This window comes from Mesorhizobium sp. B2-8-5 (genome assembly GCF_006440675.2).
In the GTDB taxonomy this organism is placed as follows: domain Bacteria; phylum Pseudomonadota; class Alphaproteobacteria; order Rhizobiales; family Rhizobiaceae; genus Mesorhizobium.
The window spans coordinates 162571-184614 of record NZ_CP083951.1; the positions used below are offsets into that span (position 1 = coordinate 162571).

Genomic DNA, 22044 nt, shown 5'->3' on the forward strand with positions numbered 1-22044 from the left:
AAATCCGGGGAAATCGGTAAGACCAGCGGCGGAAATCGGCTAGCCGGCCTTGTGCCGCCGGTTCACCTGCATCGGCCGTCCGGCGATCGACAGCCGCGTTTCCTGCCTGGTCCGCTCGGCCACAACCCTGCCCCTGGCAATGACGCAGAGTCGCTCGGGGCGCAGGCGAACGGCTTCGATCGCATTGCCGGCATCGAGCACGACGAGGCTCGCCCGCTTGCCGACCGCGAGACCCAGATGGTCCAGTCCCATGATGGCGGCGTTGACGTTGGTCACCATGTCGAAGCAGCGCGCCATGTCGGCGGGGTTCGACATCTGCGCGACATGCAGGCCCATGAAGGCGACGTCGAGCATGTCGGCGGTGCCTAGCGAATACCAGGGGTCGAGCACGCAATCCTGGCCCCAGCCGACGCGGATGCCGAGCGCCTGCATCTCCTTGACCCGGGTCAGGCCGCGCCGCTTCGGGAAGATGTCGTGGCGCCCCTGCAGCATGATGTTGATCAGCGGATTGGGGATTGCCGACACGCCGGCCTCGGCGATGAGCGGCAAAAGCTTCGAGACGTAGTAATTGTCCATCGAATGCATGGAGGTGAGGTGCGAGCCGGCCACCCTGCCCTGCAACCCGAGGCGCTGCGTTTCATAGGCCAGTTGCTCGATATGGCGCGACAGCGGATCATCGGTCTCGTCGCAATGCATGTCGACCATCAGGCCGCGTTTGGCCGCGATCTCGCAAAGCTCCGTGACCGAGCGCGTGCCATCCGCCATGCTGCGCTCGAAATGCGGGATGCCGCCGACGATATCGACGCCCTTGTCGAGCGCGCGGATGGTGTTCTTCAGCGCCGTCGGGGAGCGATAGAGGCCATCCTGCGGAAACGCGACCAGTTGCAGGTCGATATAGGGTGCGACGGTTTTCTTGACATCGAGCAGCGCTTCCACCGCGAGCAATCGGTCGTCGCAGACGTCGACATGGCTGCGGATGGCGAGGAGGCCCATCGACACCGCCCAGTCGCAATAGGCGAGCGCGCGCTCGCGCACCGCTTCATGCGTCAGAAGCGGCTTCAACTCGCCCCAGAGCGCAATGCCTTCGAGCAGCGTTCCGGAAGCGTTGATGCGCGGGATGCCGTAGGACAGCGTCGCATCCATATGGAAATGCGGATCGACGAAGGGCGGCGAGACCAGATTGCCGCGGGCGTCGATCTCGGTCGGCGCGGAGCCCGGCAGTTTCTGCTCGACCGCCCGAATGGTTTCGCCGGCAATGCCGATATCGGCAATCCTGCCGTCCGGCAGCGTGCCGCCGCGCACGATGAGGTCGAAATCCATCTGTCGTCACCCTTTTCAAGAATCGGCAATCATCGTGGCCGAAAAGACAGCCTGGCGCAGCCTTTTCTTTCCCCGGGAGCCGAAAGGTTCCATCGCGCCGCAACTCGCTCTATAAGCCGCCTCTCGCCCTCGTGGCGAATCCGAAATTCTCGCAGCCAGACACAGGATCGGCCGTTGTTTCGCTTCTTCCGTTCCACGGAAAACCAGCGCCTCATCGCAAGACTGGTGAGGGAATCCTTCCACGAGCATAAATTCGGCTATGGCGCGGCCATAGTGTCGATGCTGGTGGTGGCCGCCACGACCGGTGCCAGCGCCTGGATCCTGCGCGAGATCACCAACGAATTCGTCGTCTTCAAGAGGCTCGACCGTGTCAACATGATAGCGGCGAGCGTCGCGGGGATCTTCCTGCTCAAGGGCTTCGCAACGTTCGTGCAGGCCTATTGCATGAGCCGTGTCGGCAACGCCATCATCGCCGACCGTCAACGCAAAATCTACGATCGCATCCTGGCGCACGGCATCGAATTCTACCATTCGACCTCGTCGGCCGACCTGATCGCCCGCATGACCAACAACGCTCAGGCCGCGCGCAGCGTGCTGGATCTCGTCGTCACCTCCTATGTGCGCGACCTGGTGACCTTGATCGTGCTGGTCGCGGTCATGGTTTGGCAACAGCCGTGGCTGTCGCTGATCTGCTTTGCCGTCGGGCCAGTGGCGATCTATGGCGTCAACCGCATCCTGAAACGCGTGCGCAAGATCGCGTCCATGGAATTCATGTCGCTTGGCCAGATCGTGCATGTGATGCAGGAAACGGCGATCGGCGTGCGCGTCGTCAAATCCTTCAACCTCGAAGGCGCGATGCGCAAGCGCATGTACAAGGCCGTCTCCGATGTCGAGAACCGCGCCAACAACATCGCGACGTTGGAGGCAGCCACCAGCCCGGTGATGGAAACGCTTGCCGGCCTGGCGATCGCTGGGGCGGTCTTCGTCAGCGGGTTCCTGGTGCTGCAGGGCGGGCAGATGCCGGGCAACATCATGGCCTTCATCGCGTCGCTGCTCCTGGCCTATGAGCCGGCAAAGCGCCTGGCCCGCGTTCGCATCTCGCTCGAGACCGGCATCGTCGGCGTGCGCATGATGTTCCAGCTTGCCGACCGGCCGCTGACGCTCGCCGAGAAACCCGGCGCCACTCCGCTGCAACCCGGCCCAGGCGAAATCCGGTTTGACAATGTGAACTTCGCCTATCCGGAAAGCCCGCCGGTGTTCGAGGGCTTCAACCTGACGCTCAAGGCCGGCAAGATGACGGCGCTGGTCGGGCCGTCCGGCAGCGGCAAGTCGACGATCCTCAACCTGATCATGCGCATGTACGACCCGCAGACCGGCAAGGTGATGTTCGACGGCCAGGACATCTCGTTCGCGACGCTCGATTCGCTCAGGCAGAAGATCGCCTATGTCAGCCAGGACACGTTCCTGTTCGCTGGCACCGTCATGCACAATATCCGCCTCGGCCGCGAGGGCGCGACGGACGAAGAGGTGATCGGCGCCGCCAAGGCCGCCAACGCGCATGAGTTCATCAGCGCCATGACCAAGGGTTACGACACGGAGGTCGGCGAGAACGGTTCGCTTTTGTCCGGCGGCCAGCGCCAGCGCATCTCGATCGCGCGCGCCATGCTGCGCAACGCCGAGATCCTGCTGCTCGACGAGGCGACCAGCGCGCTCGACGCCGAGTCGGAAGCGCTGTTCCGCGACGCGCTGCAGCAGCTCACCGTCGGCCGCACGACCATCGTGATCGCGCACCGGCTTTCCACCGTGCACCAGGCCGACACGATCGTGGTGCTGGAAAAGGGCAAGGTGGTGGAAAGCGGCCCGCACAAGGCCCTGCTCAAGCAGGGCGGGCTCTACCAGAAGCTTTATGAATATCAGCTGATGCCGTAGCGCGGCGCCTCTCCTTCTCCCCTTGCGTGAGAAGGAGAGGCGTTCATCACTCCGGCACTTTCCGCACAGCGCCCTTGTCTGCGCTGGTGGCGAAGGCGGCGTAGGCGCGCAGCGCGGTCGTCACCTTGCGCTTGCGCTTTTCGGCCGGCTTCCAGCCATCCGGGCCTTTCGCATTCATCGCCGTGCGGCGCGCTTCGAGCTCGGCATCACTGATGGCGAGCCGGATCGTGCGGTTGGGGATGTCGATCTCGATCGTGTCGCCTTCCTGGACCAGCCCGATCGCGCCGCCTTCGGCGGCTTCCGGCGAAACGTGGCCGATCGACAGGCCGGACGTGCCACCGGAGAAGCGGCCGTCGGTGATCAGGGCGCAGGCTTTGCCGAGGCCCTTCGACTTCAGGTAGCTGGTCGGGTAGAGCATCTCCTGCATGCCGGGGCCGCCGCGCGGTCCCTCATAGCGGATGACGACGATGTCGCCGGCCTTGATCTCGTTGCCGAGGATCGCCTTGACGGAGGCGTCCTGGCTTTCGAAGACGCGGGCCGGGCCGGTGAACTTCAGGATCGATTCGTCGACGCCGGCGGTCTTCACGATGCAGCCGTCGAGCGCCAGATTGCCCTTCAGCACGGCAAGGCCACCGTCTTTCGAGAACGGCGTCTTGGCCGAGCGGATGACGCCCTTCTCGCGGTCGGTGTCGAGTTCGTCCCAGCGGCGGTCCTGGCTGAAGGCGACCTGGGTCGGCACGCCGCCGGGAGCGGCCAGGAAGAAGTCGCGGACGTTTTCGGCAGAGGTGCGCGAAATATCCCAATGGTCGAGGGCCTCGCCAAGGGTCGCCGTATGCACAGTCGGCAGGTCGCGATTGATCAGACCGGCCTCGTCGAGCTGGCCGAGAATGGCCATGATGCCGCCGGCGCGGTGGACGTCCTCCATGTGGACATCGGACTTGGCTGGCGCGACCTTGCAAAGCACAGGCACCTTGCGCGACAGCCGATCGATGTCCTCCATGGTGAAGTCGACCTCACCCTCATGGGCGGCGGCGAGGATGTGCAGAACCGTGTTGGTCGAACCACCCATGGCGATATCGAGCGCCATGGCGTTCTCGAAGGCGCCCTTGGAGGCGATGCTGCGCGGCAGTGCTGTTTCGTCGTCCTGCTCGTAATAGCGCTGGGCGAGATCGACGACGAGATGGCCGGCCTCGACGAACAGGCGCTTGCGGTCGGCATGGGTGGCCAAGGTCGAACCGTTGCCGGGCAGAGACAGGCCCAGCGCCTCGGTCAGGCAGTTCATCGAATTGGCGGTGAACATGCCGGAGCAGGAACCGCAGGTCGGGCAGGCCGACCGCTCGATGACCTTGACGTCCTCGTCGGAGATATTGTCGTCGGCAGCCGCGACCATGGCGTCGACCAGGTCGAGCGCCTGCGCCTTGCCGGCCAGCACCACCTTGCCGGCCTCCATCGGCCCGCCGGAAACGAACACGGTCGGGATGTTGAGGCGCAGCGAGGCCATCAACATGCCGGGGGTGATCTTGTCGCAGTTGGAGATGCAGACCATGGCATCGGCGCAATGCGCGTTGACCATGTATTCGACGGAATCGGCGATCAGCTCGCGCGACGGCAGCGAATAGAGCATGCCGTCGTGACCCATGGCGATGCCGTCATCGACGGCGATGGTGTTGAACTCCTTGGCGACGCCGCCGGCCTTCTCGATCTCGCGCGCGACAAGCTGGCCGAGGTCCTTCAGATGCACGTGGCCCGGCACGAACTGGGTAAAGGAATTGACCACGGCGATGATCGGCTTGCCGAAATCGCTATCCTTCATGCCGGTTGCGCGCCACAGGCCGCGGGCGCCGGCCATGTTGCGGCCATGGGTGGTGGTGCGGGAACGATAGGCAGGCATCGAACTGTCCTTGCTGGCTGGCCGCGCCGATGCGCGGCGGGCGGCGCTCAAATTTTAGTCGGCAGCGGTTATAGCGATCACGGCCCGGCATGACCACCATTTTGCACTGCGCCAGATTCTTGCGGAAAAACAGCAAGCCTGTGTCGGATCGCGGCCCGCCCGGCCGTCCTTTGGGCAGACGGCATGGCACCATTTCTCGCGGCCAGCCGTTTGACGGTAACCGCAAAAGAAGCATTCGGAGGACAAACACATGCAAAAGATCACTACCTGCCTGTGGTTCGACGGCCAGGCCGAAGAGGCGATGAACCATTACATTTCCATCTTCAAGAACTCGAAGGTGCTGAGCATCATGCGCTGGCCCAAGGGCCATCGTGACGAGGGCAAGGTGCTGGTGACCACGTTCGAGCTCGACGGGGTGCCGTTCCAGGCACTCAATGGTGGACCGGAATTCAATTTCACCGAAGCCATATCGCAATCGATCGACTGCAAGACGCAGGAAGAGGTCGATCATTTCTGGACCAGGCTCAGCGAAGGTGGCGAGCCCGGACCTTGCGGCTGGCTGAAGGACAAGTTCGGCGTTTCCTGGCAGGTGGTGCCGGAACAGCTGCCGCGCCTGCTCATGGACCCCGACCAGGGCAAGGCCGGCCGGGTGATGTCGGCAATGATGCAGATGGGCAAGATCGAGATCGACAAGATCGAAGCGGCCGCGAGGGGATGAGAATTAGTGAGTAGTGAGCAGTGAGTAGTGAGTAGCGATGCCAGCTCTTTCCAATTACCAATCAACTACTTCACTACTCACTAGAATCACGCCGCCTTGTCGCGGACCTGGTAGTCCTTGACGGTGGCGAAGCGGATCACCTTCCAGCGCTCGGCCTCGTAATTCAGTGAGAAGGCGTGCTGGGCCAGAAACACCGGATCGTTGTCGAGATCGCGGGCGATGTCGCCGCGATGCGCTTCGATGAAGCGCTGCACTTCCGCCTTGTCGTCGGCCGAAATCCAGCGGCAGATCGAGAAACGCGACATTTCGAAATCAACTGGCAGCGTGTATTCGATGTTGAGCCGTTCCTTGAGCACGTCGAGCTGCAGCGCGCCGACGACGCCGACGATGGCCGGCGAGCCGTCCTCGGGCGAGAACAGCTGGACGACGCCCTCCTCGGCCATCTGGTGCAGCGCTTCCTTGAGCTTTTTCGCCTTCATGGCGTCGCCGAGGCGCACGCGACGCAGGATTTCCGGCGCGAAATTGGGCACGCCGCGGAACAGGATCTCCTCGCCTTCGGTGAGCGTGTCACCGATGCGCAGGGTGCCGTGGTTGGGAATGCCGACGACGTCGCCGGCGTAAGCCTCGTCGGCGGTGACGCGGGTGCGGGCGAAGAAGAATTGCGGCGCCGAGAGCGACATCGGCTTGCCGGTGCGCACAAGCTTGGCCTTCATGCCGCGTTCCAGCGTGCCCGAGCAGACGCGCACGAAGGCGATGCGGTCGCGGTGGTTGGGGTCCATGTTGGCCTGGATCTTGAAGACGAAGGAGGTCATCTTCTCCTCCGTCGCCTCGACCGTTCGGGTATCGGCCTCCTGCGCGCGGGGCGGCGGGCCGTAGGCGCCCAGCGCCTCGATCAGATCGCGGACGCCATAGTTGCGCAGCGCCGAGCCGAAATAGACCGGCGTCAGATGACCTTCGCGGAAGGCGTCCACGTCGAGCGGGCGGCAGGCTTCCCGCGCGAGTTCCAGTTCCTCGATGAAGGCTTCGCGCTCATTGTCCGGCAAGAGCCCGGCGACGCGGTTGGAATCCGGGCCATTGACGGGCGTGCGCTCCTTTTCCTCATCACCCCTGCGCACGGCATTGAGCGCCAGGTGATAGGTTCCGGAAAACGTCCTGCCGCGGCCGATCGGCCAGGTGATGGGCGCCGTGTCGAGCGCCAGCTTCTGCTCGATCTCGTCGAGGATCTCGAACGGATCGCGGCTTTCGCGGTCCATCTTGTTGACGAAGGTGATGATCGGGATGTCGCGCAGCCGGCAGACCTCGAACAGCTTCAGCGTGCGCGGCTCGATGCCCTTGGCGGCGTCGATGACCATGACGGCCGAATCCACCGCCGACAGCGTGCGGTAGGTGTCGTCGGCAAAATCCTCGTGGCCGGGCGTGTCGAGCAGGTTGAAGACATTGCCTTCATATTCGAAGGTCATCACCGAGGTGACGACGGAGATGCCGCGCTCGCGCTCGATCTTCATCCAGTCGGACCGCGTCTGGATGCGATCCTTCTTGGCCTTGACCTCGCCGGCAAGCTGGATGGCGCCGCCGAACAGCAGCAGCTTTTCGGTGAGCGTCGTCTTGCCCGCGTCGGGGTGGGCGATGATCGCGAAGGTGCGGCGGCGCGATACGGCCTGTTCGATGTCTTCTGCCAAGTCGTGGAATCCTGTCTGTGGCGCGGGCTTCTAGCAGCGCTTTCCCGGCCTGTCGACGGTTTTGGGCAGAGTGCTGGTCGCGACCCGGGAAGCGCCACGGGAAAAAGACGTTGGCCTTCAAATCCACGGACCGTCGCTACCGGCCTTTGCCGAACCAGGTGACCGACGAGATTTCCGAGCGGTCGATGCCGATGTCGCGCAGCAGGTAGTCCGGCAACTCGTCCAGCAGGGCGCGATCCCTGCGGATGCGGATGATGCGCGCAAGGAAACTTCCGCCGGCATGGCAGATATCGATGGCCACGGCAAAGGGGCGCCGGAGCACGGAGCGACTGGCCGCACGCTCCTGCACAAGGATAGTCATGATCGTATCTCCTTTCGATAAAACGGTGAAGGGAGGGCCACCGGTGGCCCTCCCAAAGGCCTTTTGCCGACAAAAGGTCAGGACCGGTCGTGCTCGCAGCTCACATACGGGTTCCAGTCGGCGAACATGCCGGCCGGATTGTGCCGCCAGTGCCAGACGTGGAGTTCGTAGTAGGGGTCCACGGGGTGGACGCCCACCGTCGTCTTGCGTTGCAGGGTGCGGCCGAGGAATTCAGGCACGCTTTTCCCCTTCCAGTCCTTTTCGAAGACGATGTATTCCATGCCGACGAGCTGCATCGAGCCATCGGCCTCCGGCTCGTAGGTCAGCACGTCCGGCTCGCCGAGCACCAGCTTGCCGTCGCCGGCGCGGGCGGGATGGATGAAATGGACGCCCATCGTGCCGTGCTCGTCATGCGTCGTGCATTCGAACAGCTGCTGGTAGCCGTCCGCCTTGGCGACCTTGATGTCGAGATACTTGGCCGCCATTTCCCGGGACCGGTTGAGCACGGGATCGGGCATGTCATGGGCGACCGCAGTGCTGTAAAACAGCGCCGAGGCGCCGGCCGCAAGGACGATTTCCGCAAAGCGCTTCACGATCGATCCCTCCCGGTCAGGCGGTGGCGTAAGCCGTCGTCGGATCGAACAGGCGCTTGACTTCGGTGATCTTCGTCGCCGGGAAGCCGCTCATCTTGGCGTGGCGTTGGATGATCGCTTCGTCCTTGGCGAGATAGACGCAAAAGGTCTTGTCGTCGGCCACGAAGGATTCGACCCACTGGATGTCCGGACCGAGCTCGGCCAGAACGGCGTTTGAGGCCTTGGAGGCGTCGCGAAGCTGCTGGCGCTCGAAGGTGCCGACCTTGGGAATCTCCCGTTCGATGATGTATTTCTGCATTTTGCAATCTCCTTGATCTGGGGTTCAAATGCCCCGGGCACCCGATTAGGTCGGTGCCGGTGACATGCCGGGGGCCGCTGCGCTAAACTGCGGTTTGGCCCGCCAGGCAGACGGGGAATTACGGAACAGGCGGCCAACAGTCCTTACGCCGCCCTTATCTTCTTCTGATCTTTTGCCTATTGCCGTTACAGGGATTGCTGCCGATGGGAATTTATTGCTTCGGCGACTTCGAACTCAATGAAGACTCCCGTGCCCTTCGTCTCGCTGGAAACGAGATCGAGGCGCAGCCCCTCGTCTTCGATTTCATCGCCATTTTGCTGCGGCACCAGGACCGTGCCATGAGCAAGGACGAATTGCTTGAGACGCTGTGGCCCGGCGTGACGGTGACCGAGGCTTCGCTGCAGCGCGTCGCGAGCCTTGCCCGCGGCATCCTTCGCCAGGGCGGCATGGAGACGTCACTGCGCAACCTGCCCCGCTTCGGCTACCGGATTTGCCTCGACCAGGCGACCGCTTCGGAAAACGGGCCGGCGCGGGCCGATGCGGGCAACGGGCCTTCGAGCCCCGGTTCATCAATCCTGTCGGCACGCGCGGCCGTTGCAGTCAGAAAATGGCATGAGGCCGCGGCTTCCTTCGCAAAAGCGGATGCCGCCGACGAGTTGCTCACGCCCGACCTCGAGGAATGGGCGCTGGCACTGGAATGCATGGGGCGGCCGGCCGAAGCGATCCCGCTTCTGGCGCGCGCGGTGACGGCCTTTGGCGTCGCCGGCGAGCGCCTGCGCGCGGCTTCGCCGGCAATAACCCTGGCCAGAATCCATCTCGAGAGAGGCGAACTTGCCGTCGCCAAGGGCTGGCACAAGCGTGCCGCGCAATTGATCGATGCCGCCAACGACAGCAGGGAGCACGGCCTCTGGTGCTGGATGGGCGCTCGCATCATGGGCGCGGAAGCCGAGCCGGAGCAGGCGCTTGCGCTCGCCGAGCAAGCCTTCGCGGTCGGCAGGCATCTCGACGACCCGGTCGTGGAGTCCCTCGGCCTGATCTATCGCGGCTTCTTCAAGCTTTGCCTCGGCGAAACCAAATCCGGGCAGGAGGATCAGGATTTTGCCGCGGCGCTCGGCCTGTCCAGCGACGTCGACCCGGTTGTCGGCGGCATCCTCTACTGCAACATCCTGTGGGCCTGCCGGAATTTCGGCGACTGGTCACGCGCCAACCAATGGACGCTTGGCTATGAGGACTGGTGCAGGGGACATGGGCTGGAAGACCTTTCGGGCTCGTGCCGGCTGCACCGCGCCGAAGTGCTCGGTGTTCATGGCACGCTGAAGGAGGCGGAGGCGTTGGTGCGCGCGGCGCTCGACCAGCTCGCCCTCGACGCGCCCTGGGCGATGGGCGATGCCTTGCGCGTGCTGGGCGATATTCACCTCGCGGCCGGAGAATTCACGGAAGCCGAAACCGCCTACCGCGCGTCGCACGCCGCGGGCTGGGATCCGCAGCCCGGGTTTGCGCTGCTGCAACTCGAGCAAGGACAGGCGGAGGCCGCTTTCAGCGCTCTCGAACGGTCCTTGGTGGGCAATGGCTGGCCGACGTTGCAGCGGCGAGGCATGGTCCTTGCCACGCTGGCCAAAGTGGCGGCGCGCATCAATCGGCGCGAGCGGGCGAGAGAGGTAATCGCCGAATTGGAGACCCAGCCGCAGCGCTGGCCGATGGCCTCCATCCAGGCGCTGACCGCGGAAGCCAAGGCGGAGCTTTTCATGCAGGAAGAGCGCCTCGCCGAAGCTGCCCGGGAGCTGCAGATCGCATGCTGGCGCTGGAACGAGATCGGCTCGCCGATCAATGTCGCCGACGCCAGGCTGTCGCTCGCGGCGCTGCTCATCAAGATCGGCGATCGTTCCGGCGCTGAGCTGGAGCTCGGCACCGCGCTGGCGGTCGCGAAGAAAGTCGACTCTTCCCGGCTCATGCGGCGCTGCGAAGAGCTGGAGGACCTGATTGCCGGCGCGCAGGCGGTAGCGGTGGGCGGTGCCTAGCCGCCTCCCACTTGAGGTCAAGCCGGCATGTGGCATGACGGGAAATTCTCCTCAAAAGGTCCGGCATGAGCAGCGCAAAACAAGTCATCGTCGTCGGCGCCGGTATCATCGGCGCCTCGATCGCCTGGCATCTGACGAAAGCCGGCGCGCGCGTTACGGTCGTCTCGACAAGTGGCGCCGGCGGCGTCGCCACGCCGAATTCCTTTGCCTGGATCAATGCAAGCTGGGGCAATCCGGAAACCTATTTTCGGCTGCGCATCCGCGCCATGGCCGAATGGAAACGGCTGGCGAACGACCTGTCCGGTCTGCCGCTCACCTGGTGCGGCGGCCTGTGCTGGGACCTGCCCGCGGACGAGCTCGAGACGTACGCGGCCGAGCATTCGTCCTGGGGCTATGGCATCGCGCGGGTCGGGCGCGAACAAGCGGCGCGCATCGAGCCCAACCTGGCGGAGCTTCCGCCGTTTGCGCTCTACGTCGCAGAGGAAGGCGTGGCCGAGCCTGTGGCGACCACAAAAGTGCTGCTGGCGGACGCCGAACGGCGCGGCGCGCGGATCGTCCCGGGGACTGTCGATGCGCTGGCGCTGTCCAACGGCAAGGTCACGGGCGTCGTCGTATCGGGCGAGAGCATCGCCGCCGACGAGGTGGTGATTGCAGCGGGCGCCGGTGCTCCGGCGATCGCCTCGACGGCGGGCGTGAAGCTGCCGATCGGGACCCCGCCCGGCCTGATCGTGCATTCTCGCCCCTACAAGAAGCTGCTCAACGGGCTGGTGCTGGCCGAGAAACTGCATATGCGCCAGACGGCCGAGGGACGCATCGTCGCCGGCTCTGACTTCGGCGGCGGCGAGCCGGGCGAGAACCCGCAGGCCGACGCGCGCGCGCTTTTCGAGGCGATGAAAGCGATGCTGCGCGGCGCCGACGGGCTGGAACTCGACTTCCACACGATCGGCTACCGTCCGACGCCGGCCGATGGTTTCCCGATCGTCAGCCGCGCCGACGGTGTCGGCGGCCTCTACATCGCCGTCACCCATTCCGGCATCACGCTGGCGCCGGCCGTGGGGCTGTTCGCTGCCCGCGAAATCCTCGACGACGAGCGCGATGCGTTGCTCGCGCCTTACGCTCTGTCGCGCTTCGATCAGTAGCCGGCTGGCGGCGGAAGCCGCCGGCAGAGAGTATGCCGAGACCTCAGCTTGCCAGCGCCAGCGCGGCGGCAGCTGGCGCGAACGGCCGGATGCTGGTGCGGTCGCGGGTCATCGTCACGAAGCTCGATTGCGGAATCTCGTGCCAGGTCCGGCCATCGCGATCGAACGGTTCCGAGGCGATGCAACGACCAACGCCCTTGGCGAAGGCGGCGGTGTAGAGCGTCGGAGCCTGGCCGTCGGTGGCGTAGCGAACGGCGTGAAGCGCCCTTCCGTCACTGAAGGCGGCGGTCAGTTTGAGGACCGGCTCGATGCCGGCGCGGCGCGCAGCCTCGAGCACGCGGCTGGTGGCGCGGGACACCGCGCCTTGCGGATCCTGCGCGAGGCCTTCGTCGAGCATCACGCGGAAAAAGAGTTCGGAATCCGTGGTCCCTTCGAGCTGGTCGAACAGCGCATCCGAGAGCGAATTCTCCAGCACCCGACGGACCCGCTCAAAGCCGCCGATCTGGCCGTTGTGCATGAACGACCAGTGGCCCGAGACGAAGGGGTGGCAGTTCGCGCGGCCGGTGCCGCCGCCCGTCGAGGCGCGCACATGGGCCAGGAACAGGCCGGATTTTATCTGGCGTCCGAGACTGCTGAGATTGGTATCGGACCAGGCCGGCAGGACATCGCGGTAAAGGCCGGGTTCCGGCCGATCGCCATACCAGGCCACGCCGAAGCCGTCGGCATTGGTCGGCGATTTCGCCTCCCGCGCCTGGCGGCTCTGAGCGATCAGGGAATGGGAGGGTGCGGCGATGACGTCTTCCAGGAAGATCGCGTCGCCGAGATAGGCTGCCCACCGGCACATTGTCCTGTGATCCTCTTATCGATGCGTTTTTGAGCGTGCGAATGAATTCGCGGCTCGTCGGGCGCCACAGATGACAGGAGGGAGCTTTGGCGTCCTTACGCCGTGCTTACGTTTTGCTGATCTCTGCCTGAACGCGGCAGCCTGGGATTTGCGTCAGCCGACCAGCGCCAGCTTATTCGCCGCCGGCGCAAACGGGCGGATCCCGGTACCGTCCCTCGTCATGGTGACGAAGCTCGCCGGGGGTATCGCCTGCCACTCGCCACCGTCGCGGTCGAAAGGCTCCGAGACGATGCAATGGCCGTCGCGCTTGGCGAAGGCGCCGGTATAGAGCGTCGGCGCATGGTCGTCGGTGGCATAGCGAACCGCGTACAGCGCCTGGCCATCGGAAAAGGCCGCCGTCAGTTTCAGGGATGGCTCGATGCCGGCCCGGCGCGACGTATCGAGCACGCGGCTGGTCGCCCGCGAGACCGCGCCCTGCGGATCGCCGGACAATCCTTCATCGATCATCAGCAGGAAAAAGAGCTCGGAATCGGTTGTGCCCTCGCGCTGGTCGAAGACCGCGTCGGAAAGCGAATTTTCCAGCGCGCGGCGGATCTTTTCGAAGCCGCCGATCTGGCCGTTATGCATGAACGACCAGCGGCCGGAGATGAAGGGGTGGCAGTTCATGCGGCTGGTGGCGCCGCCGGTCGAGGCGCGGACATGGGCTAGAAACAGGCCGGATTTTATCTGCCGGCACAGGCTCTTCAGATTGGGGTCGGACCAGGCCGGCAGGATGTCGCGATAAAGGCCGGGCTCGGGCCGGTCGCCATACCAGGCGAGTCCGAAGCCGTCGCCATTGGTCGGCGACTTGGCTTCCTGGGCGCAGTGGCTCTGGGCAATCAACGAGTGGCAGGGCGCGGTGATGATGTCTTCGAGGAAGACCGCTTCACCAAGATAGGCCGCCCACCGGCACATCGCTTTCCACCATCTATCAGGCGCGATCCATCAGAGCCGCCGGCTCCTTGACCGCATGCGAGCCTCTGTTGTGCGTGCGCTCATAGAGCTCGCGAACGATTCGGCTCGCCGTAGTTTCGAACAGAAATGGCAAGAAAGCGTGAACGAGCGCGGCGCCCGCCGCCATCGACAGCCGCGAACAGAACCAGGCGGCGAAGGCCATGTGGCCGAAATAGGTCTCGCCGACCTTCTCCGGGTGAGAGGTGAAGAGCGCCGCAAGCCTGGTCGTCATGGTGATCCCTCCTGCCGGGATGAGCCCCGAATGCTGAGTATCGTGCCACATGGGTTTGGTTCATCGGTCCCAAATTGTCCTTGCTTTTGCCGGCTTCATGGGACATTCATCCCAACATGTCGGTGGAAATTGATGAGATCGATCGAAGATTGCTGGCCGAGCTGCAACGCGACGGCACGCTGTCGGTCGATCAGCTGTCGGAGCGGGTGGCGCTGTCGCGCAATGCCTGCTGGCGGCGCGTCAAGCGCCTGGAGGAAGATGGCGTCATCACCGGTCGCGTCGCGCTGGTCGATGCCGACAAGCTAGGCCTCGGCCTGTCTGTGTTCATCCTGATCCGCACTTCCAACCACGATCCGGACTGGCTGCAGAAATTCCGTGCGGCGGTGACCGGCTTTCCGGAGATAACCGGCGTCTACCGCATGTCGGGCGATCTCGACTATGTGGTGCGCGCCCGTGTCGCCGACGTGAAAGCCTATGACCGTCTCTACCAGCGGCTGATCGCCAAGGTGGCGCTGTCGGACGTCTCGGCCTCCTTCGTCATGGAGGAGATCAAGGAGACGACCGTGGTGCCGGTGGAACTACGCTGACGGGCCCTGGAACCGGACGCGAAAGAAAGCCGTTGATAGGCCCTACGTCAGAGTTGACCGAATCGGCTTTCGCGCCGATAGGAGTGTGCTCATGCGCACGGCTGTCCATTCTTCCTCCGTCATCGGCCCCACCGTCGGTTTCGTCAGGCTTCCGCATGGTGAAGGCTTGCCTCTGCCGGCCTATGAGAGCGCGGGCGCCGCCGGCATGGATTTGCGCGCGGCGGTGCCGGAAGACCGGCCGCTGCTCATCCTGCCTGGAAAGCGAGCCCTGGTGCCGACCGGCCTGATCCTGGAAATCCCCGAAGGCATGGAAGGCCAGGTGCGGCCACGTTCCGGCCTTGCCTTCAAGCATGGCCTTACCGTGCTCAACTCGCCCGGCACCGTCGACAGCGACTATCGCGGTGAGGTGAAGGTGCTGCTGGTCAATCTCGGCGACGAGGATTTTTCAGTGACGCGCGGCCTGCGCATCGCCCAGATCGTCTTCGCCGCCGTGACCCAGGTTGCGGTCGAGGAACGCGCGCTGGCCGGCGGCACGACGCGGGGCGCTGGCGGTTTCGGGTCGACCGGCACCGCTTGAATGGCAATCCCTAAACTCGTTATTTTCGACTGCGACGGGGTCTTGGTCGACACCGAGAACCTTGCCAACAGGCGCCTTGCCGAATGGCTGACCGCCGCCGGTTTTACGACGACATTCGAATATTGCCGCAACAACTTCTCCGGCCGCAGCATGGCCTCGGTGCAGAAGGAGATCGAAGAGACGACCGAGGTCAGGCTCGGCTCCGACTTCGTCGATCGCTGGAATGCCGGCCTGCCGGACCTTTTCTCGCATGGCGTCGAGGCGATCCCCTATGTGCGCGACTTCATCGAGACGGTGCGCAAAGCCGGCATCGCCTATTGCGTCGCCTCCTCGGCGCGGGTCTCCAAGATGCACATCACGCTTGGGCAGACCGGGCTTTTGCCGCTGTTCGAGCATGCCATGTTCTCCTCGACCATGGTCGGGCGCGGCAAGCCGTTCCCGGACCTCTTCCTGCATGCCGCAAAGACGATGGGCTTCGCGCCGGCCGACAGCATCGTCATCGAGGACAGCGTCGCCGGTACCCAGGCCGGCATCGCCGCCGGCATGCGGGTGTTCTCCTACCACGCCGATCCGTTCTCCGATCGCGACGGCCTGGCGGCGGCCGGCGGCATATTGTTCGACGACATGCGGGAGTTGGCCGGACTCGTGCCCATACGCTGATCGCACCCGGCTGCGCACCGCAAAACGCCGTGCTAGCGTGAGCGCATCCGAGGGGGCGCGGTCCATGATTTCCAAACTATGCCATTTCATGCTTGCATGCCTGCTGCTGCCGTGCCTGTGGACGGCCGCGGCGGCCCAGGCCGTCAGCTTTCCGGAGGTGAGCAGCGCCGTTCCCGGACATCGGGACGTTACCTATTTCGACCTCGCCGAAATGATCGTGCCCGATCTCAAGGCCGGCGACGACGGTTTCTACAAGGGCAGCGCGCCGATCGAGATGCGCGACATCCTCGGCGGCGACGAGGGCGGCTCGCCGCCCGAGACCATCAGCCTTTCCAATGCCGCCGTGCTCGCCGTCAAGGCAGGCGGCAAGGACCGGCTGGCGATGCTTTTCGACCTCGGCCAGGCGCAGGACAGCGCCGAAGGGTTTGCCGCGCTGGCGCTTTACGACATCACGGGCAAGCCGAAGCTGCTCGACGCCGTCAATGTCGGAACCGACCAAAGCACCTATTTTCGCGATCCGGGCAAGCTCGCGATCAGCCCGGATGACGACGCGCTCATAACCATGAGCACGCATTTCAATTCGAACCAGGGCTATGTCGGCACGATCCTGATCCTGGTCCGCGACGGCCGCTTCGAGCCTATCGACCAGATCAACACATTCGACGAAAATGTCTGCGCCTATAAGCGCACGCAGGACCTGTCCTTCCAGACGCATGCTGGCGACAAACCCTATTCGGCGATCAAGGTGACGGTGACCGACGCCACCAAGCCGAGCGGCGAAAGCTGCGAGGAACCCGCGCCCAAGGCCGTCTCGCACGATATTTCCGTCACTTATCGCTGGGATGCCAAGGCGTCGCGCTACATCAAGGATTCTGGCGCCTTCGAGAAATTGTCAGCAGAAAACGCCGAGCGCTTCTGAGCCAGACGCATTCGTTTGCCCGGTTCGAGCGACCGCGATAAATTCCGCGTACGACCCCCAATCGAGGACCCGCCATGGACAAGGGCAAGATTTTTCGCGATCTGCATGCCTCCACCTTCGTCATACCCAACCCCTGGGATATCGGCACGACCAAGCTTCTCGCTTCGTTCGGTTTCAAGGCGCTGGCGACGACCAGCGCCGGCTTTGCCTTCTCGCGCGGCCTGCCGGACGGCGCCGTGACGTTCGACGCCATGATCCACCATTGCCGCGAGGTGACTGCGGCGACAGACCTGCCGGTTTCGGCCGATCTGGAGCGCGGCAAGGGCGACAGCCCCGAGCAGGCGGCCGAAACCATCTTCGCGGCCGAAGCCGCGGGCCTCGCCGGCTGCTCGATCGAGGACCACACCGGCGACGCCGCCAATCCGATCTACGATTTCGCGCTGGCGACCGAACGCGTCGCGGCGGCCGTCGAGGCTGCCCGCGCGCTCAAGCACGATTTCGTCTTCACCGCGCGGGCCGAGAATTTCCTGTGGGGCAAGAGCGATCTCGACGATACCATCAAGCGGCTGCAGGCTTTCGAGAAAGCCGGCGCCGACGTGCTCTACGCGCCGGGCATTAGCGACGTCGGGATGGTGCGCACGATCTGCTCGTCGGTGAGCCGGCCGGTCAATGTGATGGCCCGGCCAGGCTTCACCATCGCCGACCTTGCCATGGGCGGCGTCAAGCGCATCTCGCTCGGACCATGGCTGACCAATTTCGCCTATGGCATGCTGGAGACGGCGGCCCGCGAGATCCAGCAGGATGGCACCTTCGGCTTCACCCGGGCGGCGATGCCGTTTGGCAAGCTGCAGGCGCTGTTCCGGGAGGGCAAGGAGCAGGGCTAGACCGGCTCCCGCGCCGAAACCGTCTTGTGCAGATGCACCATCATGGCGGCCGCGAAAAGCGGCGTCAGAAGGTTGAGCAGCGGCACCGCCAGGAACAGGGCGATGACCAGTCCGGCGAGGAACACAGTGCCGGCATATTTGCGGCGCAGCGCCTTGGCCTCGGGTTCGGGACGAAAACGCATGGCGGCAAACTCGAAGAATTCCCGGCCGAGCAGATAGCCGTTGACGATGAAGAAGGCGGCAATGTTGATGCCCGGCACCAGAAGCAAGAGCAGCGCGACGATGTTGCCGAGGACCACCACGCCGAAGAATTTGATCGCCAGCACGAGCGAATGCAGCGCGGGCACGGGCCTGCCGGGCGGATCGTTGGGATAGTCGGTACGCTCGACCACTTCGGCGACATCGTCGAGGAAGAGGCCGGCGACGATCGCCGTGACCGGCGCGACGAGCAAGGCCAAGCCCACAGCCAGAACGATGCTGGCGATGATGCCGCCCAGCCATCCAGCCCAGGACGGCAGACCTGGCAGCAGCGCTTGCAGCCAGGACCAGGCCAGCCATTCGAGCAGGCTCTCGAGGCCGAGCCAGAGCGCCACCAAAGCGAGCAGCGTCAGCCCCAGCGTCTTCAGGAAGACGGAGCGGAATTCAGGCGAGAACAGCCGGCTGGCGGCGGCGCGGGCGGCGTCTAGGATCACGGCAGGTCCAGGCCCTCATCGAGAAACGACGTTTCGCAGATAGGCCGGCTCGATCCCTGGCGCAACCAAAGCGCGTCGCGTCGACGCGCTTTGGGTTTTTGTCTCGAAGCATGTCGCTTGGCCCAAAACCGCTTCACACTTTTGGGCGACATGCATTATCGCGCGAGCCTGGCCTGCCTGGCCGGAATCGTCATTGCCGCGACGCCTGCAACGACGAAGGCCATGCCGACCCAGGCCGCTGGCCCGAGGCTTTCGCCGAGGACGATGGCGCCGATGCCGACGCCGATCGGCACGCGCAGATAGGCCTGGGAGGTGGTGCCGACCGAGCCCAGCGTGTGGATCAGCCGGAAATAGATGACGAAGGCCAGCGCCGTTGAAAAGACCGACAGTCCAAGCAGGGCCAGGATCGACGCGGCCGAAGGCGCGAGCGTCCAGGGCCGGTCGACGATCAGGCTGAGCGGCACGAGCATCACGGCGCCGCAAAGCATCGAACCCGCGGCGGGTATTATCGGATCGAGGCCCTTGAAGCCGCGGCCGAAAATCGCCGCCCCGGCATAGGAGATCGTCGCAATGACGATTGCAAGCTGTGCCCACAGGTCATGGCCAAGTCCGCCAAGCGCCTCCGTGCCGATGATGAGACAGATGCCGACGATGCCGGCGCCGACACCGACCAGCTTGCGCGCCGTGACGGGCTCATGGCGCGTGACCAATGCCGTCAGCAGGAAGGTGAAGATCGGCGACGTCGAATTGAGGATGGTGGCAAGGCCGGCATCGACCGAGCGCTCGGCGGCGGCGATCAGCGTGAACGGCACGACGCTGTTGAGGCAGGCCTGGAAGGCGAACCGGCGCCATGTCGGCGCGTCGGCGGGCATGGCGAGGCCCCGCCAGCGGATGATGGTGAAGAGAATAGCCCCGGCGATCAGCGTCCGGGCGGCGATGAAGGTCACGGGCGGGATCGTCTCGACGCCGATCTTGATGAAAGTATACGAAGCGCCCCACAGCACCGCCAGGACGCCGAGCAGCGCCAGGTCGGTGGACATTTCGGTCTTTTCGGACATTCGTGGTTCGCGCCCTTCAGCCTGTCGCCGGACGATCCGCTTCTAGCCCGCGACGCCGCGGAAATGTTTAGATCGCGGTGAAACCATAGCTGTCAGGGTCGTGACTGTTGTGGGCCAGTTCGATACGAACGCTGCCGCAGCCGGCGAACAATCGGCGCCGAGGGCGGCGTCACGGAAGGCAATGGCGATTTTCAGGGTAGGCAAAGCAGCGCCAACTCGCTAGACCCGCGCCCGGCCGGCATGCCAGATAGCCGGGTAGTCCTTGGCGGAGATTTTGATGCCGGAATATGACGTGCTTTGCATCGGCAATGCCATTGTCGACATCATCGCGCAATGCGACGAGGCTTTTCTCGAGACCAACGGCATCATCAAGGGCGCGATGAACCTCATCGACGCCAGGCGCGCCGAATTGCTTTACAGCCGCATGGGACCAGCGATCGAAGCTTCCGGCGGTAGCGCCGGCAACACGGCGGCTGGCGTCGCCAGCCTCGGCGGACGGGCAGCCTTCTTCGGCAAGGTGTCGAACGACGCACTGGGCGAAATCTACACGCACGACATCCATGCCCAGGGCGTGGCCTTCGATACCGGGCCGCTCAAGGGCGAACCGCCGACGGCGCGCTCGATGATCTTCGTCACGCCCGACGGCGAGCGTTCGATGAACACCTATCTCGGCGCGTGCGTCGAACTTGGCCCCGAGGATGTCGAGGCCGACAAGGCCTCCGGCTCCAAGGTGACCTATTTCGAAGGCTATCTGTGGGATCCGCCGCGCGCCAAGGAGGCTATCCGCCAGACGGCGAAGCTGGCGCATGCGGCCGGCCGCGAAGTGTCGATGACATTGTCGGATTCCTTCTGCGTCGACCGCTACCGCGACGAATTCCTCGAGCTGATGCGTTCGGGCACCGTCGACATCGTCTTTGCCAACAGCCACGAGATCAAGTCGCTCTACCAGACCGCCTCCTTCGAGGAGGCGCTCGCCGCCATCCGCAAGGATTGCAGAATAGCCGCCGTCACCCGTTCCGAGAAAGGCTCGGTCATCGTGCGCGGCGACGAGACCGTCATCATCCAGGCGACGAAGATCAAGGAACTGGTCGACACGACCGGCGCCGGCGATCTCTACGCCGCTGGCTTCCTCTACGGCTACACGACCGGGCGCAGCCTCAAGGATTGCGGCGACCTCGGCTCGCTGGCGGCCGGGCTGGTGATCCAGCAGATCGGCCCGCGCCCGCGCCAGAACCTGCGCCGCGAGGCCGAGCAAGCCGGGCTTCTCTAATCGGCCTACGGATGGGCTTGGTGTGTTCGCTGTAGCCTTCCGTCGAAAATCGTGCCGAAACAAACAGATGGAGCAGATCATCGCTCCCGCGAAACGATGATCCGCTTGTGAACACCCTGACAAAGCAGTGGCGGCTTTCGGTCCCGCAATTGCGTGGGAAGAGATGCCGTTGCGTCATCGCCGGCTGCCTCCAAACAGGGCCGCCTGTCGCGGACCTGTCACGTTGGACTTCTAAGATGCAAAATAGGCGTTCCGCGACTGACATTTCGGCACGCCAAACCAGGGGTGTGAAAATGCAAACCAGCAAGTTGCCGGGCCGCGAGGCCCGTTGCCGTCGCATATTTTATTTTCCGCGATAGATTTTCAGCAACCGCCGGCGCCTGGGGAGGAGCGCGGGCCGCAAGATAGATTCATGACCAGATTCCAGAACCCGTCCGACGGGATTTCACAAGAGGCATTGGCAGGCCTTATGGCCGAAGCCGTGCGACAGGCGCTGATGCAGCATGGCGTCATGCTGGACGCCGAGGCGCTGACTTCGGCAAGCAAGATCGCCGGCCATGTGGCTGCCGCCCTCCCCTTCCTGCCGCCGGCGCAGCGCCTTGCCATCGGCTCCTTCAAGGGCGAGTGGACCGACCTTGCGTCCGACTTTCTTCGTGTGATGACGGAGAAGGCAACGAGCGACGGCGCGGCCATATCCGACCGCGCCTTCGAGCGCTCGCCGCCGAAGTCGGAGACAGGGAGGCCGACGGCCCAGCCGATCGCCAAGCGAGCCGCGGACCTGCAATCCATGCTGATCGAGGATTGGGCCGGCGAGGTCGCCGGCTCGACCTATCTGGAAGAGAGGCTCCGTATCCCGCGCTCCACGCTGCATCGCTGGCAAAGACGCGGTGAGGTCGTTGCCTTGCGCAAGGGCGGCCGCAAACATGTCTTCCCCTTGGCCCAGTTCGTCGACGGCAGGCCGGTCCCGGGGATCAGCGAGGTGCTTTCGGCGATCGCCAATCCGAGGCTTGCCTGGTTTTGGCTGAGCCGGCCGTCGCCGGAGTTGGATGGCCGCGTTCCCATCGAGATGTTGAGGGATGACATGGTCGAGGACGTGGTACGCGCAGCCCGCGGACTGTCCTGACCCGGAGTCTTTTTTCCGCGTTCGCCTGCTCCTTTTAGCCGGCAAATCTTTCGTCACAAAACTGTAATATTGGCACATTTGGCACGTTTCCGCGTCCTTCTTCGCGTTTCGATTGTATAGATTGTGCAATATGTTCCATTTTTACAAATATATGACGTGATATTTGGGCAACAAGACCTTCATAAGATTCAAAAAGCCGCCTTTCAGACACAATCTCTGTTGTACATGACGGCCGATTAAGCCATGTCCAAGGCGAAGA

General features: G+C 64.2%; 22 protein-coding genes. 11 read left to right on the forward strand and 11 right to left on the reverse strand.

All coding sequences use genetic code 11. The annotated features are described in order from the left end of the window. Positions 1-39 precede the first annotated feature (39 nt). Entirely contained in the window at positions 40-1320 is a 1281-nt protein-coding gene (locus tag FJ430_RS00775; protein WP_140702556.1) for an amidohydrolase family protein, read from the reverse strand. Between the two features lie 174 nt (positions 1321-1494). Between FJ430_RS00775 and FJ430_RS00780 the strand changes: the two genes are divergently transcribed. Next, complete coding sequence (locus FJ430_RS00780) at positions 1495-3249, forward strand: ABC transporter ATP-binding protein (protein WP_140702554.1); 1755 nt, start codon at positions 1495-1497, stop codon at positions 3247-3249. Between the two features lie 46 nt (positions 3250-3295). Here FJ430_RS00780 and ilvD read toward each other — a convergent pair whose 3' ends face one another. Next, on the reverse strand, positions 3296-5140 hold the full coding sequence (gene ilvD, locus FJ430_RS00785; protein ID WP_140702552.1) for a dihydroxy-acid dehydratase: 1845 nt from the start codon (positions 5138-5140) through the stop codon (positions 3296-3298). A gap of 250 nt (positions 5141-5390) precedes the next feature. On the opposite strand from ilvD, the gene FJ430_RS00790 reads away from it, so the two are divergent. Further along, positions 5391-5858, forward strand: coding sequence for a VOC family protein (locus tag FJ430_RS00790; RefSeq protein WP_140702550.1), 468 nt, complete (start codon positions 5391-5393; stop codon positions 5856-5858). An 86-nt stretch (positions 5859-5944) separates the two neighbouring features. On the opposite strand, the gene FJ430_RS00795 is transcribed toward FJ430_RS00790, so the two are convergent. The 4 genes from FJ430_RS00795 to FJ430_RS00810 form a co-directional block, all read right to left on the reverse strand. After that, a complete protein-coding gene (locus FJ430_RS00795; RefSeq protein WP_140702548.1) occupies positions 5945-7537 on the reverse strand; it encodes a peptide chain release factor 3 in 1593 nt (530 codons plus the stop codon). 136 nt (positions 7538-7673) lie between these two features. After that, positions 7674-7898, reverse strand: coding sequence for a DUF1127 domain-containing protein (locus FJ430_RS00800; RefSeq protein WP_140702546.1), 225 nt, complete (start codon positions 7896-7898; stop codon positions 7674-7676). Positions 7899-7975: 77 nt separating this feature from the next. Beyond that, on the reverse strand, positions 7976-8491 hold the full coding sequence (locus FJ430_RS00805) for a hypothetical protein (RefSeq protein WP_140702544.1): 516 nt from the start codon (positions 8489-8491) through the stop codon (positions 7976-7978). A 16-nt stretch (positions 8492-8507) separates the two neighbouring features. Next, positions 8508-8789: a DUF4242 domain-containing protein gene (locus FJ430_RS00810; RefSeq protein WP_140650260.1), complete on the reverse strand. Its 282-nt coding sequence runs from the start codon at positions 8787-8789 to the stop codon at positions 8508-8510. Positions 8790-9127: 338 nt separating this feature from the next. On the opposite strand from FJ430_RS00810, the gene FJ430_RS00815 reads away from it, so the two are divergent. Further along, the gene (locus FJ430_RS00815; protein WP_413467819.1) at positions 9128-10807 is read left to right on the forward strand and encodes a hypothetical protein; all 1680 of its coding nucleotides are present in this window, start codon (positions 9128-9130) and stop codon (positions 10805-10807) included. A 65-nt stretch (positions 10808-10872) separates the two neighbouring features. Then, the gene (locus tag FJ430_RS00820; protein WP_140702540.1) at positions 10873-11946 is read left to right on the forward strand and encodes an NAD(P)/FAD-dependent oxidoreductase; all 1074 of its coding nucleotides are present in this window, start codon (positions 10873-10875) and stop codon (positions 11944-11946) included. 43 nt (positions 11947-11989) lie between these two features. Here FJ430_RS00820 and FJ430_RS00825 read toward each other — a convergent pair whose 3' ends face one another. From FJ430_RS00825 to FJ430_RS00835, 3 genes are all read right to left on the reverse strand, one after another. Next, on the reverse strand, positions 11990-12790 hold the full coding sequence (locus tag FJ430_RS00825; protein WP_140647322.1) for a class II glutamine amidotransferase: 801 nt from the start codon (positions 12788-12790) through the stop codon (positions 11990-11992). 153 nt (positions 12791-12943) lie between these two features. Then, positions 12944-13744 carry a class II glutamine amidotransferase gene (locus FJ430_RS00830; RefSeq protein ID WP_140702538.1) on the reverse strand — a complete coding sequence of 267 codons (801 nt, stop codon included), beginning with the start codon at positions 13742-13744 and terminating at the stop codon, positions 12944-12946. Positions 13745-13760: 16 nt separating this feature from the next. Continuing rightward, positions 13761-14015, reverse strand: a complete 255-nt coding sequence (locus FJ430_RS00835) for a DUF6356 family protein (RefSeq protein ID WP_140702536.1) — start codon at positions 14013-14015, stop codon at positions 13761-13763. Positions 14016-14131: 116 nt separating this feature from the next. Between FJ430_RS00835 and FJ430_RS00840 the strand changes: the two genes are divergently transcribed. The 5 genes from FJ430_RS00840 to FJ430_RS00860 all read left to right on the forward strand — a co-directional run bounded on the left by FJ430_RS00840 (position 14132) and on the right by FJ430_RS00860 (position 17642). Beyond that, on the forward strand, positions 14132-14602 hold the full coding sequence (locus FJ430_RS00840) for an Lrp/AsnC family transcriptional regulator (RefSeq protein ID WP_140647325.1): 471 nt from the start codon (positions 14132-14134) through the stop codon (positions 14600-14602). A gap of 91 nt (positions 14603-14693) precedes the next feature. Next, entirely contained in the window at positions 14694-15179 is a 486-nt protein-coding gene (gene dut, locus FJ430_RS00845) for a dUTP diphosphatase (RefSeq protein ID WP_140702534.1), read from the forward strand. After that, positions 15180-15839 (forward strand): HAD family hydrolase, encoded by a 660-nt coding sequence (locus FJ430_RS00850; RefSeq protein ID WP_140702532.1) that lies wholly within the window; start codon positions 15180-15182, stop codon positions 15837-15839. Between the two features lie 64 nt (positions 15840-15903). Next, complete coding sequence (locus FJ430_RS00855) at positions 15904-16758, forward strand: hypothetical protein (RefSeq protein WP_140702530.1); 855 nt, start codon at positions 15904-15906, stop codon at positions 16756-16758. A gap of 74 nt (positions 16759-16832) precedes the next feature. Beyond that, positions 16833-17642 carry an isocitrate lyase/PEP mutase family protein gene (locus FJ430_RS00860; RefSeq protein ID WP_140647329.1) on the forward strand — a complete coding sequence of 270 codons (810 nt, stop codon included), beginning with the start codon at positions 16833-16835 and terminating at the stop codon, positions 17640-17642. Here the strand turns inward: FJ430_RS00860 and FJ430_RS00865 are convergent. Continuing rightward, positions 17639-18334, reverse strand: a complete 696-nt coding sequence (locus FJ430_RS00865) for a sulfate transporter family protein (protein ID WP_140702528.1) — start codon at positions 18332-18334, stop codon at positions 17639-17641. The genes FJ430_RS00860 and FJ430_RS00865 overlap by 4 nt on opposite strands. 155 nt (positions 18335-18489) lie before the next feature. Then, complete coding sequence (locus FJ430_RS00870) at positions 18490-19392, reverse strand: DMT family transporter (protein ID WP_140702526.1); 903 nt, start codon at positions 19390-19392, stop codon at positions 18490-18492. Positions 19393-19669: 277 nt separating this feature from the next. Here FJ430_RS00870 and FJ430_RS00875 point away from each other — a divergent pair, with 277 nt between their 5' ends. Together FJ430_RS00875 and FJ430_RS00880 are read left to right on the forward strand one after the other, a co-directional pair. Then, on the forward strand, positions 19670-20662 hold the full coding sequence (locus FJ430_RS00875) for an adenosine kinase (RefSeq protein ID WP_140702524.1): 993 nt from the start codon (positions 19670-19672) through the stop codon (positions 20660-20662). A gap of 412 nt (positions 20663-21074) precedes the next feature. Beyond that, the gene (locus FJ430_RS00880) at positions 21075-21785 is read left to right on the forward strand and encodes an antitoxin Xre/MbcA/ParS toxin-binding domain-containing protein (RefSeq protein ID WP_140702522.1); all 711 of its coding nucleotides are present in this window, start codon (positions 21075-21077) and stop codon (positions 21783-21785) included. Positions 21786-22044: the final 259 nt, after the last annotated feature.

Bases quoted from the DNA above. Each gene is read 5' to 3' on its own strand.
- FJ430_RS00775 (WP_140702556.1), bottom strand. From the start codon at position 1,320: ATGGATTTCGACCTCATCGTGCGCGGCGGCACGCTGCCGGACGGCAGG.
- ilvD (WP_140702552.1), bottom strand. From the start codon at position 5,140: ATGCCTGCCTATCGTTCCCGCACCACCACCCATGGCCGCAACATGGCC.
- FJ430_RS00790 (WP_140702550.1), top strand. From the start codon at position 5,391: ATGCAAAAGATCACTACCTGCCTGTGGTTCGACGGCCAGGCCGAAGAG.
- FJ430_RS00800 (WP_140702546.1), bottom strand. From the start codon at position 7,898: ATGACTATCCTTGTGCAGGAGCGTGCGGCCAGTCGCTCCGTGCTCCGG.
- FJ430_RS00810 (WP_140650260.1), bottom strand. From the start codon at position 8,789: ATGCAGAAATACATCATCGAACGGGAGATTCCCAAGGTCGGCACCTTC.
- FJ430_RS00815 (WP_413467819.1), top strand. From the start codon at position 9,128: ATGAGCAAGGACGAATTGCTTGAGACGCTGTGGCCCGGCGTGACGGTG.
- FJ430_RS00820 (WP_140702540.1), top strand. From the start codon at position 10,873: ATGAGCAGCGCAAAACAAGTCATCGTCGTCGGCGCCGGTATCATCGGC.
- FJ430_RS00825 (WP_140647322.1), bottom strand. From the start codon at position 12,790: ATGTGCCGGTGGGCAGCCTATCTCGGCGACGCGATCTTCCTGGAAGAC.
- FJ430_RS00830 (WP_140702538.1), bottom strand. From the start codon at position 13,744: ATGTGCCGGTGGGCGGCCTATCTTGGTGAAGCGGTCTTCCTCGAAGAC.
- FJ430_RS00835 (WP_140702536.1), bottom strand. From the start codon at position 14,015: ATGACGACCAGGCTTGCGGCGCTCTTCACCTCTCACCCGGAGAAGGTC.
- FJ430_RS00840 (WP_140647325.1), top strand. From the start codon at position 14,132: ATGTCGGTGGAAATTGATGAGATCGATCGAAGATTGCTGGCCGAGCTG.
- dut (WP_140702534.1), top strand. From the start codon at position 14,694: ATGCGCACGGCTGTCCATTCTTCCTCCGTCATCGGCCCCACCGTCGGT.
- FJ430_RS00850 (WP_140702532.1), top strand. From the start codon at position 15,180: ATGGCAATCCCTAAACTCGTTATTTTCGACTGCGACGGGGTCTTGGTC.
- FJ430_RS00855 (WP_140702530.1), top strand. From the start codon at position 15,904: ATGATTTCCAAACTATGCCATTTCATGCTTGCATGCCTGCTGCTGCCG.
- FJ430_RS00860 (WP_140647329.1), top strand. From the start codon at position 16,833: ATGGACAAGGGCAAGATTTTTCGCGATCTGCATGCCTCCACCTTCGTC.
- FJ430_RS00870 (WP_140702526.1), bottom strand. From the start codon at position 19,392: ATGTCCGAAAAGACCGAAATGTCCACCGACCTGGCGCTGCTCGGCGTC.
- FJ430_RS00875 (WP_140702524.1), top strand. From the start codon at position 19,670: ATGCCGGAATATGACGTGCTTTGCATCGGCAATGCCATTGTCGACATC.
- FJ430_RS00880 (WP_140702522.1), top strand. From the start codon at position 21,075: ATGACCAGATTCCAGAACCCGTCCGACGGGATTTCACAAGAGGCATTG.